Genomic DNA, 15153 nt, shown 5'->3' on the forward strand with positions numbered 1-15153 from the left:
CCCTGATAGATATTCATTTATAATCCTTAACTTCCATTCGGCACTATGCGGTGATTTACCCATAAAAAATCCTCCTAAAGTAGTTTTGGATATTTCCATGGTCTACTTTAGGAGGATCATATCATTACGCAGGCCTTTTTTATGCCTTTATAACAATCCGCATAATCATATGCTTTTTAACATGAGATTACGCGGAATTAACTTTTGCCAACAACGTGAAAAAATATTATAATACCTTTTGAAAGTTAGTATACCTTCATTACTAAACTGTGCATAATAAAAGTTATTGTGCAAGGTTAAACGACTAAAGAAACCGGTGGGATAATATGAAAAAAGAAAAATCATGCGGCGCTATTGTAATCAAAAAAGACGCCGATGGATATAAAACGCTTCTTATAAAACACAACAAAGGACATTGGTCTTTCCCGAAAGGGCACGTTGAAAACAATGAAACCGAAGAACAGACCGCCCTGCGGGAGATAAAAGAGGAAACCAACCTTGACGTCAGTCTCGACACGCGTTTCCGCCGCGTATCCACCTATTCGCCCTATGAAGGCGCTGTCAAGGACGTGGTATTCTTTATTGCGGAAGCAAAAAGCGGCGACATAAGGCCGCAGATTGAGGAAGTCAGTACCTGCAAATGGCTCGATTTTGACAAGGCTGAAAATTTGATAACCTTTAAAAATGACAAAAACATCTTTAGGGAAGCTAAAGATTTTATCGCGGAGCATTATCAATAACCTGCGCAGCTCACCACAATTTATGTAGGAAAAATTCTGCGGAAATAAATTTTAAGGGGCAGAGGTTTAACTTGAACATCTTTGACCGTGACATTCAGTATCTAAAGGGTATAGGAGAAAAACGGGCCAAGCTATACAAGCGCCTCTCAATCAATACTGTTAATGACCTGATACATTACTATCCCCGTTCCTATCTCGATTTTTCGTCGGTAAAAAATATAAGTGAAACCATCCCCGGGGAAGTCTGCTGCATCAAGGCGACGATTACAGAACCCGCGAGGGTTAGTATGGTACGCCGCGGCATGACCTTATACAAATTCAAAGCGGCTGACAAAACTGCGGTCTGCGGCATCACCTTTTTCAACAATAAATATATCACCGATATGCTCAAAGAGGGGCACACATATTATTTTTATGGTAAAATCGGCGGCAGCCTCTTTCGGCGCGAGCTGACATCCCCTGAATTTTTGAGCAGCTCTGAAGATAACTCTATGCAGCCCGTTTATCCCCTTACTTCCGGGCTTTCCTCACGCAGCATTGCGGCAGAGGTAAAGCTTGCCCTGTCCCTTTGCGAGGAGAATATCACCGACCCTCTGCCGGACTCAATTCGGCGAAAATACAGCCTGTGTCACATCACTTATGCCCTACAGAACATCCATTTCCCGAAGGATAAGGCTACGCTCGAAACCGCAAGGCGCCGTCTTATCTTTGAGGAATTGCTTACTTTGTCGCTCGGCATGGCTCTATTGCGTCACAGAAACCAGTCCTATGACGCCGACCCCTGTAAACCGGCGGATATGAATATCTTTTACGATAAGCTGCCCTTTGAACCGACCGGCGCTCAGAAGCGCGCCATTGAGGACGGATTAAGGGACATGGCAGCTCAAACCCCTATGAACCGGCTGATTGAAGGCGATGTCGGTTCAGGCAAAACTGTGGTCGCCGCCGCGCTTTGCTTTAACGCGGCTCAGAATTCACTCCAATCGGCGCTGATGGCACCGACGGAAATTCTCGCTCAGCAGCACTTTTTGACGCTGTCCAGACTGCTCTCTCCCTGCGGTATCTCGGTCGGGCTTCTGACAGGCTCAACGCCGGCAGGCGAGCGCAAAAAAATTCTTAAAATGCTCAAGACCCGCGAACTCGATGTAATCGTCGGAACCCACGCGCTAATTTCTCAAAATGTGGAGTTCCAAAAGCTCGGTCTTGTTATTACTGACGAACAGCACCGGTTCGGCGTCGGGCAGCGCGCCGCCCTCGCCTCAAAAGGGCGTGACCCCCATGTTCTCGTCATGTCGGCAACCCCAATTCCCCGCACTTTGGGACTTATTATATACGGCGACCTTGACATCTCGATACTGGACGAGATGCCCCGCGGGCGGCAGAAGGTTTTGACCTACTGCATCGACAGCTCTAAACGCAAGCGCGCCTTCAACTTTATAAAAAAGTATTTGTCCCAGGGCAAACAGGCCTTTATTGTCTGCCCGCTTGTTGACGACAGCGATACCGGCGCACAGGGGCTTGCTGCGGCGACAGCCTATTTTGAAAAAATCAAAAACGAAGATTTTCATGATTTCCGCGTCGGGCTTCTGCACGGCAAAATGAAGCCCGCTGAAAAAGAATCGGTTATGCGCGCTTTTTCAGAAGGCAGTCTCGACCTGCTGGTATCAACAACTGTAATCGAGGTCGGCGTGGACGTTCCCAATGCCGTCATTATGGTCATAGAAAACGCTGAACGGTTCGGGCTTTCACAGCTCCATCAATTGCGCGGGCGCGTCGGGCGCGGCGATGAGCAAAGCTACTGCATACTAATTTCTGACGCAAACGGCAAGCAGTCCGCCGGACGTCTTCGCACAATGTGTGAAACCAACGACGGTTTCAAGATAGCCGAACAGGATTTGAAATTGCGCGGCCCCGGTGACTTCTTTGGAAAGCGCCAGCATGGACTGCCCGAGCTTAAAATTGCCGATTTAACAAACGATATGCAGCTTTTAAGAATGGCAAAGGCCGCTGCCGACAGCATTATAAGCAAAGACCCGATGTTGAAACTGCCTGAACATGCGGGGCTTCGTGCGCAAACTGAAGCAATGTTCTCTAAAGAGGATATCGCGTTTAACTAAATATTACAAATTGTATAATTCATTTTATTTATTACCACTTGCCTAATCATACAAAGATGTTTAGGCGAAATTTAATTATTCTAAGTTAATATCCGGCAATAAAAAATTTTTACATCCCCAAACGTTTATATTTCTTCAAATCTGAAACAAAATAATATTGTCAGTGCGATTAACACAGAAGTTATTTTTTCGGGGGGGTGCGATAATGCCGGAAAAGAAAAAAGGCGGGCCCAAAGGTCCATATTACACCGGACATACACATTTTTCATATAATGACAGCCTATTACACCGCACTTACCACTTCAGGGCACATGAAACTGTGCAGGATATGATAAGGCGCGCAGAAGAGGAAATGGAAAGAAATAAATATTATAATTAATTATGCGAAAAACGCTCCGCCTATTAAAGTGGAACTTAGGACTGGAAAACGGCATAGCCGTGATAAGCGGCTATGCCATTTTTATAGGTAGATCGTATTGAATATTTTTCGCTGTCAATATAATTTAGGAAAGTTCCCTGACAATATCTACGACTTCCAAAATATCATCCACTTTGTAATCCGCAAGCTCAGAATTCCTTGCGTCGCTGACGCCTACCGCTATCATGTTAGCCTCTTTAGCAGCTTGAATTCCCGCCTTGGCATCTTCGACAACAATGCAGTTTTCCGGTTTTTCATGAAGTTTTGCTGCTGCTAAAAGAAAGACTTCAGGGTTCGGTTTTGAGTGTTTTATTTCTGTCCCGTCCACAATTGCGTCAAATACATTGCTCAATCCGGTTTTATCCAGAATTTTTTTCGCATTTTTGCTGCCGCTGCCAACTGCTATCTTAACCCCATCGCTTTTCAGCTTTTTCAGCAGCTCCATGACATTGGGCAAAATATTGTCTTGGGTGAGGCCGTCAAGCAGTTTTACATAATAGTCATTTTTAAATGTTATCAGTTCCATCTTCTGTTGCTCATCATATGTTTTGGACGAATTTTCAAGAATAATTTCAAGGGAATCCCGGCGCGAAATCCCCCGCAAGCGGTTGTTTATTTCCCAGTTAAATGGAATTCCTTCTCTATCTGCCATATGCTTCCACGCCCGGTACTGAAGCTCGTCCGTCGATACGATTACTCCATCAAGGTCAAAAATTACAGCTTTCACTGCAGTATTCTCCTTTCAATCACCTATCGGAACAAATATGGCCGGAAAAAGTTTCAAAAAGAGAGCCCGTCTTTTCTGCTAAAGAAAAGGCGGAAATTCTTTCAGTGTGATAGCCCAAAGGAATGCTTTGAGCACTATAAAATACCAATGTTCTTAAAGTAAGTGCTCAATTCAGAGGCTCCTTCGAACTTATGTGCAGCCATTCCGATATTTCTTGCTGCTTCCACATTGGCCTGCACATCATCAATAAAGATACATTCTTCCGGCAAAAGGCGGAAGCGGCTACAAAGAAGCTTGTATATTGCCGGATCCGGTTTCAATAGCTTTTCGGCAGCGGATATAACCATCCCGTCAAAATACTGAAAAACCGGATAATGTTTTGAAAATTCATAAAAGCGATGGCTTGTATTTGACAGCAGATAAAGGCCATAGCCCTTGTCTTTCAGCTTGCGGACCAACTCCTCCATACCGGGCATCGCGCTCAAAGAGGCAGGCCAATCCGCCATAATTTGAGGTACATATTGGGCATACTGTGGGATGCGCTTCTGAACTGACGCAATGCACTCTGCCTCCGTCATGACTCCCTTGTCGCACTGAATCCATTCGTCTCCGCAAAATAGATTTTCATAGATAGCTTTGGCTGCCTGTTGATCCTTCAGTGTTTTAAGGCAATATTCCAGCGGCTGAAAATTTAGAAGCACCATTCCCATATCAAAAACAATGTTTTTAATTATAGAAGACAATTTAAACATCCCTTATCACTTAAAATTTGGCTGGCCCGTGACCCCGTGGGATTTCACGTTTCAGCGCATGATCCATAATATAGCTGTTGGCAATACCGACCACTCCGCCCGCAATCACTATCATATACCACAGTCCCTTTATCAGTAAAAAAAGGACTGCAACGAGCACAGCCAGTGCCAAAAGGCTCCACGGCCAACTGTAAAAAGCATGTTGTCCAGACTCAATAAGCGTTTCTTTCACCGAATTTCGGTACAGCGCCGTAAGGGGAAAAGCATAACAAAAAATTATGCTAACAACAGCCAACAGGCAAAGAATAACGCCTTTCATAACAAGGCTGGTTAATCCACCTCGGAGATGGTAATAGTAAGCATCAATTCCTAAAACAATTGTTGCTACAAGCTGGATAATCCAGAGGATAGTCGATTCTCGAAAACTCTGCTTAAAGGAAACAAAAAACGGTTTTACATACCTTTTTTGTTCATGGTTGCGGATATTGCGCAAAAACACTGTATACATCGCTGTGGTCGAAGCGCCAACTGTGATGATCGGAAGGCTGCATAAAAACCATAGTGCGCCGACAATGCAAACGTCGGTCAATTTCTCACTGAATTTCCACAGCGTATTTGGATCGTTGGTTATTGCATTCGCCTTTTGCATCAGCCGCTACTCCTTCAATAAAAAGCTCTTCTTATCTGCCAAGTGGCTCTCGCTTTTAAAGCGAGAGCCACTCCTATTGTCTTATGCCTTCACTATTTCAAGTGAACCCTGTGAAATCAGTCTCCCTGTTTTCCTATCGAAAAGCAGAATATCGTTTCCGCTGGTATGTAATTTTACATCCTGTCCAATCTGGTAAAGGATGCCGCCAAACATAACACCAGTAAGCAGATAATTGCCGATGTTGACCTTAACTATAGTTTCCATACCAGTGGGCATGGCACTATAGATTTTGCCGTCAATTACACCTTCACCATTTTCTCCATTGTCGAGTTCGAGGAATTCAGGCCGGATTCCGATGACGAAGTCATTGTCGGTAACCGTTGTATCTATGCCGATATCCTCAAATTCATTGATTTTTGCAATATGATACTTAAAGATGGTATCCTTATTGCTCTTTTCTGGCTTGTGATTGGCTTCAATTTCCAGACGCTTTTTCTCTTCCGCTTCAGCTTTTCTGCGCCATTCGTCAAGTTTCAGGCTCTCATTTGGGACAAACCTGACTTTTACACCATCAAAAATAGTGAGCGCAATTGAGCCGTCTTCCATCTGGTTGCCTTTACCCTCAATGAAATTGATGGATGGATTTCCGACAAAATCTGCTACAAAGAGGTTGGTGGGTCTTTGGTAAATATTCAAAGGCGCATCATATTGCTGCAGAACGCCGTTGTTCATCAGGCAGATTTTTGTGGCAAGCGTCATGGCTTCCAACTGGTCATGGGTTACATAAATGAATGTGCTTCCGGTATCAATGTGCAGGCGCTGAAGTTCCGATCGCATTTCGATGCGAAGCTTTGCGTCCAGATTGGAAAGAGGCTCGTCCATGAACAGAACTTTCGGTCTCGGTGCCAGTGTACGTGCAATTGCAACACGCTGCTGCTGGCCGCCGGAAAGCTCGCTCGGGTAACGATCCATGAGCATGCCTATCTTAACAATGCGAGAAACCTCGCGAACACGCAAATCGATCTCTTCATCGGTCAGTTTCCGCACCGATTCCTCGACAAAACCATCTTCCACGACTTCAAAGTTTTCGTTCAAATCACAGCCTTTTGCCTGATACTTGCTGCGGATCGCTTCGAGTTTGTCCTTCAGCTTTTCCCGTTCTACCTTTGCTATGGCCATGTAGTCGTCTGCATCTTCCATTCTGTAGCCCAACAGAATTTTAGCCGTGCGCATTGAAATCTCATATTTATCAATAAGACGGATAGCAGCCTTGTCTTTGTCGAATTTTCCGTCTTTATCCTTGCACTCTTCAAGTATCTCTTTTACTTCCTGTGGCTTTTCAAGGATACGAATCAGAGCATCAGTCCGCCTTGCCTCAAAATCAATCGTTGGCATTTTTTCCGTAATGTTTGAAAGGCCAAAGGCGATATTCTGGTATACGGTCATATTTGGCCACAGTGCATAGTTCTGGAAAAGGAACCCTACCTTGCGCTTATTGGCAGGGATATTAATGCCCCGCTCACTGTCAAATACTGTAACGCCGTCTATTATAATCTGGCCGCTGGTTGGTGTCTCAAGGCCTGCGATCATACGCAGCGTAGTCGTTTTACCACAGCCGGAAGGGCCTAGCAGTGTAACAAAGGCATTATCCTCAATCACAAGGTTCAGATTGTCAACTGCATAGAATGTATCAAACCGCTTCGTTATATTCTTGAGTACTATCTCCGGCATACTTAACTTCCTCCAATTCCCTTATCAATGCTAGCGCCCGTAAGCTTATTAACTAATGTATTGCAGATGATGATTGTTACAATTAGAATGAGATTAATACCGCTTGAGAAGGCATATAGGCCCATTTCATCGAAGTAAGCAAGCAGTGTGGTCAGGATCTTAGTCTGCGAGCACAACATCATGAACAGAGTCAATTCCCTAAGAGCTGACATGAAAGGCAACATATAGCCACTTATAATGGACGCTTTCTGAATCGGAATGATAATTTTAAACATACGCTTGTACCAAGGAATGCCTTGAATCACTGCTGATTCTTCAATCTCATTGCTTAATTGCAACATGGAGTTCAGCGCGCTTCTGCTTGCGAATGGTATGTATTTTACAGTACCAGCAATAATCAGCAACCAGTAGGTATTATAAATTCCCATGTTGGAACCAAAGACATAGAAAGCAACACCGACGGAAAGTGCCGGAAGCAAGTATGGTAGGAATGCCATACTGTTAACATAGTTAGCCCATTTACTGTGGCGGTTTTTGCTACAACTGTAACCAACCAACATGCCAATAGTACCGGCTAACAATGCACAGCACGCGGCAACAAACAAAATGCCAAAGTAGGCATTCCAAATGGTGGAATTATAAAGGATACCATACTGTCCGAACATGCCTTTTTCAGAAACATTTTCACTTGTTGTCCACCATTTCAGCGTCAGGTTGTTCCAGTTGCCTTTAAGGAAACTGTAGTCGCCTGGGTTTGGCAGAAATGTTTCCATTGCAAAAGAGATAATGGGATAAATGCTTGTCATAAAGGTTAATATTATAAAGATAATGGCAAATGCATATTTGCCAATTTTTCCGAGATTAACCTTGCTGATCTGGCCGGATTTTCCAGTAACAGTAGTATAGCTTTTGCGGCCACTGGTAGCAGCAATGTTCATCATTAGAATGGTGACTCCTAACACCATCATGATGATAGCAAGGATGCTTGCTTCGCCGGCACGGTCAACACTCATTTCAACATACTTTGTAGCAAGTGTGCTATAAGTCAAATAGTAAGGAACCGGGAAGCTGCCCACAGCACTACTAAAGACCAACAAAATCGTGGACAGAATTGCAGGCATGACCATCGGAAGGGTTACGCGGAAAAAGATTTTGTGCTTAGGCGTATTTAGAATTACCGCAGCCTCTTCCAAATTTGCATCCATATTGCGGAAGATTCCGCCGATAAGGATATAAGCGAAAGGCGCATAATGGATGGCCAAAACTGTCGCACATGGGAACAGGCCTTTGCACCACCAAAGGGGCATTGCAATGCCCGTAAGGGAAACCAACAAACCGTTAGCACCGCCTGTTACGGCTGTGCTGTTAAAAAGGTTTTTCCATACAACCGCAAGAGTCCATTGCGGCATAATATAAGGGAAAATAAAAATAGAACTGAGGTATTTCTTGAATTTAAGATTAGTCCGAGTTACAAGATAAGCAAAAATGCCACCGTATACGACTGCACCGAGGCAAGTGAAAAACGCAAGTAATAGTGAGTTTACAAGCGGCATTAGCAGGTTTAGCTTATTTAAGCTTCCAGTAAACAGGTCAATCCAGTTATAAAGCGTGTAACCGGATATAAGTCCGGTGTTTGTGGAATCCACCGAACCGAGATGCACCGAAAAAGTATCTAAAACAATCGATATAATCGGTGCAATTGTTGAAATGGAAAGAACGATGCCAAGTATCAGCAGCACAAGGTTATGTGGTTTAGACAGATATGTAAATATTCTGTTTAAGCCTATTTTAAGTTTACTTGGCTTTTGAGTCATTGTTTGCTCCATGCTGCTTCCTCCAAAGCCGCATGAAGGTTACCCTTCATGCGGCAATAATCAGTATCAATTATCATTGTATCAACCTTTATTACCAACAAGAGAATCAATCCAGCCGCTCATCTTAGTCGACATCTTAGAGCAATAAGCAGGATCCTCAACTACAAGACGGCCGCCGTCGGAAGAAAGCCACCAGCTTAAACCTTTATCATTTTTTACAGGATAAGTATTAACACCATTGACATAACCGTCTTTGGAATGGTCCGGAACGAGATTCGGGTTGGAGCAATAGCTGCCCATGTCTTTGCCCCACGCAGCGAAACCGTCTTTTTCAGTGGTCATGTAAGCAATAAATGCGCAAGCTGTCCACGGAAGCGGAGCAGTTTTCACAACCTGCAGGTAATGCTTGTAAGCAAAACCGCCGACGCCCTGATAGCCTTCCTGGTATGCGGCAACTGTGACGTTCTTATTGGATGAATTAGCTGATTCCTCAACGGAACGGAACTTAGAATAAACAAGCAGTGCGCACTGGTTTGCAGCAGATTTTGTAACAAGCTGTGTGCAAATCGGTCCATCATCTGTCTGCTTATTGTATTGCTGGCACCACAGTTTAATCCATGCAAGGGAGTACTTAGCATTCGGTGAGGTCAAACCAAGTTTGGAAACATCGCCGGCAACAGAATCAATTATCGGCTGGAAATATGCTTGTTTATCGCTTGAAAGAGCGTCAAAAGCAGCCTTCATAACATCGCAGTATTTGCTTTCTGTCAGCATATAGAGGAAGTTCTTGCCGACTGGTTCAGAGTTAACACCCATGAACAGTGGATGGACATCTTTATAGACGAAATCCCAGCAGTTGTTGTACTTCGCGCCGCCAAGATTATTGAAAACAAATACTTTGTTTATATATTGCAGGGCGAACGGATTTCCATCGGCCTTTTGATCAACGCCTTTCGCACTGGCCCAATCTTTCGGAATAAAGTTCTTGAGAAAACCGGTATTCAGCATTTTTGACTGAATCTGGTTGCCATCTTGTATGAGCGTCATGGAATATGTATGCTGTGCACTTTGGATATCTGAAGTCAGAAGTGTAAAAATGGAGTTGTCCTTCGGCTGTGACCACTCAATCTTACCGTCATAAGAAGGGTCAATGGACTTAAGCTTGTTTATGAAGTTAGTTCCTGCAGTAGCACCACGGCTGGAATTTCCAATGCCGTACATTGTCTTGCCCTTTGACTCTTCAATTGCCTTTTTGAACAGTTCGTCGTTGGACATTTTCTCTGCCTGTGCAATAATACTTTCGACAGAATTCTGTGACCCGGCTTTGTCGTTAGCAGCCTTGTTTTTGTTAGCACATCCGGCAAATAAGGTACTTACCATTAGAATAGCCATTGCCGAAGCTAAGAACTTTTTCATTTAATTCACCTTTCTCCTTTCATACCGGTTAATTTAGACTTGACTGACGGATGCCTTTTAATTGCAATTAACTACTTCTATCTCACCTTCTTGAATTAAATATTAATATTAGATTAACGTTTAATTAACTTAATATTACTATCGGCGTTTTCATTTGTCAATATATTTTCTAAATTTATTTTGAAATTTTTTATTTTATTGTGGATTGTGACATATTATTGACAAAAATATTAACGATTAATTATTTTCACATTAATAAAATATAAACAATCAAATTGTGATTTGGGCGCTTTCCATATTTATTTTTGAAATGCCATGGTGTATAATAGAATTAATTTCAGTTGATGTCTTAATTCGATTTTATAAAGATAGACAGGAGTGCATATATGGCAAAAAAGATACTAATTGTCGACGACGAAGAACATATTGTCGAACTTCTTCGTATGAACTTAAAAAAACAGGGATATGAAACTATATGCGCTTATTCAGGCGTAGAAGCGGTAGAGTTGGCTCAAAAAACGAAGCCAGACCTTATCCTGCTCGATATCATGATGCCGGATATGGATGGGCTGGAAACATGCCGTAAACTGCGTGAAGACACCATGTTGAAAAAAGTTCCAATCATTATTCTTTCGGCAAAAAGTGAAGAGACTGATAAAGTAATCGGACTCGGCGTCGGCGCGGACGATTATATGACAAAGCCCTTCGGCATCCGCGAACTGTTGGCGAGGATCAGCGCACTTCTCAGAAGAACTGAACCAGATATCCCACAAAATAACGTAATACGCGTGGGTAACCTCATTATCGACCCGTCAGCCCACTCGGTAAGTGTTGATGGGAAAGAGGTTAACTTGACACTTACTGAATATCAGATTCTGAAATATATGGCAGAAAACATGGGTCATGTAATCACGCGCGAGAATTTGGTTTCAGCTTTGAGCGATACAATCTCCATTGAAATTGGGTCCATAAATGTTCACATGCTAAAGCTCAGAAGAAAAATTGGTGAACAATATTTCGAGACTGTTCGCGGCCTTGGCTATAAACTTGTGAATCCGGAAGAATCGTAATTATTCCAATTTCGTCCCGCTCTTTTGCTTTGCAAAAAAATGAACAGCCCAAATGATATTTTAATTAGAAGCGAAAGATAAAGCAGTTATAGGAGAACCATATGAAGCGTTTTACTGTTTCCGCCTTCATTGCAAGTTGCATTTTAATCTTGCTGATTGTTCTGTCTCAGAGGGCAAAATCGCTCTATTTAGATGAAATGAGGCAGCAGGCAAGCCACATGATGCAATTCATGAATGAATACTTGATACAGTTAAAACGCGAGGAAAATATTGAATTGGGTAAAATAGCCAAGCAGCTGTCTTCCATGTCCGGATATCGTATCTGTATCTTTTCCCCTGATGGTGATTTGTTGGCAGATTCCGATACAACCGGCAAAAAGGAACCAAAGCTGTATTTCCCGGTCACGAGTATTAAAATAAAGGACCAGTTTATCTCAAGTTCCATTTACCACCAAGATGACCAATATGAGATAAACGAGTTTTATCCAGTACAGATTAGTGAAAATGAGTACCTAATCCTTTGTGCCACCTTTCCGCTTGATAGCTACAACTGGTTTATTCTGATTCAAAAAGTGCTGATCGTCATAGTCCTTGTTATTCCAATTATAGCTATCGTGGTTTATGTATTTTGGAAGATATCAATTCAGGAGAAGGAAAGTGCGGAACCGCAGATTGATTGGGACCTTAAAAGTCAGATCGATCAGATAAAGCTATACTCCAATGAGCGCATCAGTCTTCTAAGCACAGTCCTTACCAATATTGAAAGCGGTATTATCTTTTTCAGCCCTGACTGCTCTATCCTGTTAATGAATCCCATGGCACAGCAACTGACTGGAGCAAAAAGCAGTCTGTTTTTCCCCGAACGCAATAATCCTGAAACAGCGCTTCCTAAAGTCCTTCTCGATATACGCTCCATGGTTAAAGAAAGTATAGCCACCAAAAAGCCAATAAAAAAAGACCTCCAGACGGAGGACGGAAAAATTTTATCCATTCGAACCACTGTCGTCTACAGCAAATACATACCTTTTACTTTTTACGGAATTCAGGCTCTTATCACCGACGTAACGGAAAAGCGCAGGATGGAAAGGATCCGCGACGAATTTGTCTCCAACGTATCCCATGAACTTCGCACTCCACTGACGCTGATCTGCGGTTTTACGGAAACGCTTCAGAATTGGGACGATCTGGATGAAGAAGACCGCCGGCATGCACTTGAAATCATCGAAATTGAGTCCAACCGCTTAAAGCATATGATCTCACAGCTGCTGGATCTTTCGCATATTGAAAGCCGCATAGACATTGGGCGGCTCACCCCTATTGACCCCATTGAGGCTATCCAGTCTATCGGTTCCTCACTGGAGGCACTTGCCGAAAAGCATAACATCACGTTTCGGATGGATCTTACAAATGAAAAAATCCGGATTATGGGAGACAAGAACTCCATAATCCAGATTGTCACAAACCTCTCTGAAAATGCTATAAAATATACCCCCGCTGGCGGGATGGTCCAGCTTTTTGCTAAAGTAGCCGAAAGCAATTTTGTTATTCAAGTTCAGGATAACGGCATTGGTATTGCGGAAACGGAAATTCCACATATTTTTGAGCGTTTTTACCGCGTCGAAAAATCGAGAAACAAAAAAAGCGGAGGCTCTGGGCTTGGGCTTGCCATTACAAAAGGGCTTGTGGAAGAACTTGGCGGGAGCATCGATGTCGAGAGCCAGCTGCATGTAGGCAGTACCTTTACTGTAAAGTTTCCGCTTCTGCAGACCGGCTCCCCGCAGAAAAATAAATCCGTTGGGACGGATCATTGAGAACTTTCTGCTACTTCATATCACTTGAATTTTACCGAGGGCAATTCTTTTGCCCGTATCTGCATCAAACAGCGGAATAATATCATCTTTAAATCCGAAATAAATGGTTTCTCCAATGCGGTAGTCGATACGTCCGAACAAAACACAGTTTAATTTTATTGAACCAATAACTATGCAGACAATTGTATCCATGCCGGAAGGCAATGTGGAGTAAACTTTCCCCTCCAGAGGGCCGCTTCCCGAAATTATAATATTCTCAGGCCGGATTCCCAATATAAGATTCTTTCCTTTTGAAACGACCACACCTCCGCTGATTGGTGTGTAGATAAAGCACATCTCATCCCTTGAAAGGGCGATTTCGTCCAGATTCACATTCTCTCCGCGGAACGGTATTAAGTTATTTGAAGGGCTTCCAACAAAATCCGCAATAAAAAGATTTGCCGGCTCGCAGTAGATTTCCATAGGGGAACCATATTGCTGCAGAACGCCATCTTTCAATAAAGCAATTTTTGTGGACATGGTCATGGCCTCTAACTGGTCATGCGTCACATATATGATGGTTGTGTTGGTTTTTGCATGCAGATTTTTCAGTTCAAAACGCATTTCCATTCTTAGTTTTACATCTAAATTGGAAAGAGGCTCGTCCATTAAAAGGATCTTCGGGTTTGTCGCAAGGGTTCTTGCAATAGCTACCCGCTGCTGCTGTCCGCCGGAAAGTTCAGACGGATAGCGGTTTTCATATCCCTCTAACTGCATCATTTTCAGCAGCTCATGAACCCTTTCTTTTATTTTACTATTCTTCCATTTCAAATTTTCCAGGCCGAAAGCAATGTTTTTATAGACTGTCATCTGTGGCCACAGTGCATAATTTTGAAAGATAAATCCAAGTTTACGCTTTTCCGGCGGGACATCGATTCCTTCAGAGGAAGAGTAGACTGTCTCTCCGTCAATCAGAATTTCACCGCTTGTGGGATGCTCCAGCCCTGCAATCATCCGCAAAATTGTTGTTTTTCCGCAGCCCGACGGGCCAAGCAGTGTAACAAAGTCGTTATCGCTAATATGTAGATTTAGATTGCTAACTGCGGTATTAAACCTTTCAAACTTTTTTACGACATTGCGAAGTTCGATATCCGGCACATTTATTCCTCCCATACTATCGTAACATCTGCCGCGCAGTCTTCCTGCATGTGCAGATTTTTTTATCCTAACTTGAATGGGAATAAGTCTTCATAAAACTATTCTGTCTATCGCTTTAGTGGTAAGCCAAATGAGTTTCCTCTTCTTGCGCCGGAGTTTGCCCTCACGCCGACTCGCGGACGCAAAAAACAGCAATTTGCAGAGTTTTTTGTGTCAGTCAATATTCAATGCCCTTTCTGGCGTTGATACCCTTTTCATAGGGGTGCTTTATCTGCCCTATCTCCGAAACATAATCGGCAAGCTCGATTATCTCTTTCGGCGCGTCGCGGCCTGTCATTACAAGTTCCGTGCCCTCAGGCTTTTCCCGAATCAACCTTATAACCTCTTCTTTATCAACCATACCGGTCGCTATGGCGCCGAAAACCTCGTCGAGCACCACCAGGTCATAATCAGGAATGCTTTTTCTCGCCTTTTCAAAGATGCCTTTCTGTGCAGTGCGGCATTCTGCCCGTTCCTCCTGAGTCATATCCGGAATAAACTTTTTGACGACCTCACTGCGCAATATATCGACACCTATCTTTTCAAGAGGCGCAATCTCTCCGGTTTTACGGCCTTTCAGAAACTGTGCAAACAAAACGCGAAGGCCGGAGCCGGCTGCCCGGACGCAAAGACCAACGGCGGCAGTAGTTTTTCCCTTGCCGTCGCCCGTATAAACATGGATAAGCCCGCGTGTCATTATTACCCTCCGTATAATTTCCTATGTATTATGCG

13 protein-coding genes are annotated in these 15153 nt (G+C 43.4%); 5 read left to right on the plus strand and 8 right to left on the minus strand.

Annotation, left to right across the window (positions count from 1 at the left end; all coding sequences use genetic code 11):
- Nucleotides 1-326: 326 nt before the first annotated feature.
- The 3 genes from V6C21_RS03160 to V6C21_RS03170 all read left to right on the plus strand — a co-directional run bounded on the left by V6C21_RS03160 (nucleotide 327) and on the right by V6C21_RS03170 (nucleotide 3236).
- Complete coding sequence (locus tag V6C21_RS03160; RefSeq protein ID WP_034840318.1) at nucleotides 327-740, plus strand: bis(5'-nucleosyl)-tetraphosphatase; 414 nt, start codon at nucleotides 327-329, stop codon at nucleotides 738-740.
- Nucleotides 741-811: 71 nt separating this feature from the next.
- Nucleotides 812-2857 (plus strand): ATP-dependent DNA helicase RecG, encoded by a 2046-nt coding sequence (gene recG / locus V6C21_RS03165; RefSeq protein WP_479268301.1) that lies wholly within the window; start codon nucleotides 812-814, stop codon nucleotides 2855-2857.
- A gap of 205 nt (nucleotides 2858-3062) precedes the next feature.
- The gene (locus tag V6C21_RS03170; protein ID WP_479268302.1) at nucleotides 3063-3236 is read left to right on the plus strand and encodes a hypothetical protein; all 174 of its coding nucleotides are present in this window, start codon (nucleotides 3063-3065) and stop codon (nucleotides 3234-3236) included.
- A 124-nt stretch (nucleotides 3237-3360) separates the two neighbouring features.
- On the opposite strand, the gene pgmB is transcribed toward V6C21_RS03170, so the two are convergent.
- From pgmB to V6C21_RS03200, 6 genes are all read right to left on the minus strand, one after another.
- Nucleotides 3361-4002 carry a beta-phosphoglucomutase gene (pgmB, locus tag V6C21_RS03175; RefSeq protein ID WP_479268303.1) on the minus strand — a complete coding sequence of 214 codons (642 nt, stop codon included), beginning with the start codon at nucleotides 4000-4002 and terminating at the stop codon, nucleotides 3361-3363.
- 134 nt (nucleotides 4003-4136) lie between these two features.
- Complete coding sequence (locus tag V6C21_RS03180) at nucleotides 4137-4745, minus strand: HAD family hydrolase (protein WP_479268304.1); 609 nt, start codon at nucleotides 4743-4745, stop codon at nucleotides 4137-4139.
- Nucleotides 4746-4764: 19 nt separating this feature from the next.
- Nucleotides 4765-5403 (minus strand): YesL family protein, encoded by a 639-nt coding sequence (locus tag V6C21_RS03185; protein ID WP_034840333.1) that lies wholly within the window; start codon nucleotides 5401-5403, stop codon nucleotides 4765-4767.
- 81 nt (nucleotides 5404-5484) lie between these two features.
- Nucleotides 5485-7134: an ABC transporter ATP-binding protein gene (locus V6C21_RS03190; RefSeq protein WP_479268305.1), complete on the minus strand. Its 1650-nt coding sequence runs from the start codon at nucleotides 7132-7134 to the stop codon at nucleotides 5485-5487.
- A 2-nt stretch (nucleotides 7135-7136) separates the two neighbouring features.
- On the minus strand, nucleotides 7137-8960 hold the full coding sequence (locus tag V6C21_RS03195; RefSeq protein WP_479268306.1) for an ABC transporter permease: 1824 nt from the start codon (nucleotides 8958-8960) through the stop codon (nucleotides 7137-7139).
- Between the two features lie 69 nt (nucleotides 8961-9029).
- A complete protein-coding gene (locus tag V6C21_RS03200; RefSeq protein WP_479268307.1) occupies nucleotides 9030-10364 on the minus strand; it encodes a hypothetical protein in 1335 nt (444 codons plus the stop codon).
- A gap of 386 nt (nucleotides 10365-10750) precedes the next feature.
- Here V6C21_RS03200 and V6C21_RS03205 point away from each other — a divergent pair, with 386 nt between their 5' ends.
- Together V6C21_RS03205 and V6C21_RS03210 are read left to right on the plus strand one after the other, a co-directional pair.
- Nucleotides 10751-11434 carry a response regulator transcription factor gene (locus tag V6C21_RS03205; RefSeq protein WP_479268308.1) on the plus strand — a complete coding sequence of 228 codons (684 nt, stop codon included), beginning with the start codon at nucleotides 10751-10753 and terminating at the stop codon, nucleotides 11432-11434.
- A gap of 101 nt (nucleotides 11435-11535) precedes the next feature.
- Entirely contained in the window at nucleotides 11536-13245 is a 1710-nt protein-coding gene (locus V6C21_RS03210) for a sensor histidine kinase (RefSeq protein WP_479268309.1), read from the plus strand.
- Nucleotides 13246-13260: 15 nt separating this feature from the next.
- Here the strand turns inward: V6C21_RS03210 and V6C21_RS03215 are convergent, their stop codons facing one another.
- Entirely contained in the window at nucleotides 13261-14382 is a 1122-nt protein-coding gene (locus V6C21_RS03215) for an ABC transporter ATP-binding protein (protein WP_479268310.1), read from the minus strand.
- Nucleotides 14383-14599: 217 nt separating this feature from the next.
- Nucleotides 14600-15118 (minus strand): cob(I)yrinic acid a,c-diamide adenosyltransferase, encoded by a 519-nt coding sequence (locus V6C21_RS03220; protein ID WP_479268311.1) that lies wholly within the window; start codon nucleotides 15116-15118, stop codon nucleotides 14600-14602.
- Nucleotides 15119-15153: the final 35 nt, after the last annotated feature.

Origin of the sequence: [Clostridium] cellulosi (genome assembly GCF_036762875.1) — a bacterium.
Lineage (GTDB): Bacteria > Bacillota > Clostridia > Oscillospirales > Ethanoligenentaceae > Ruminiclostridium_D > Ruminiclostridium_D cellulosi.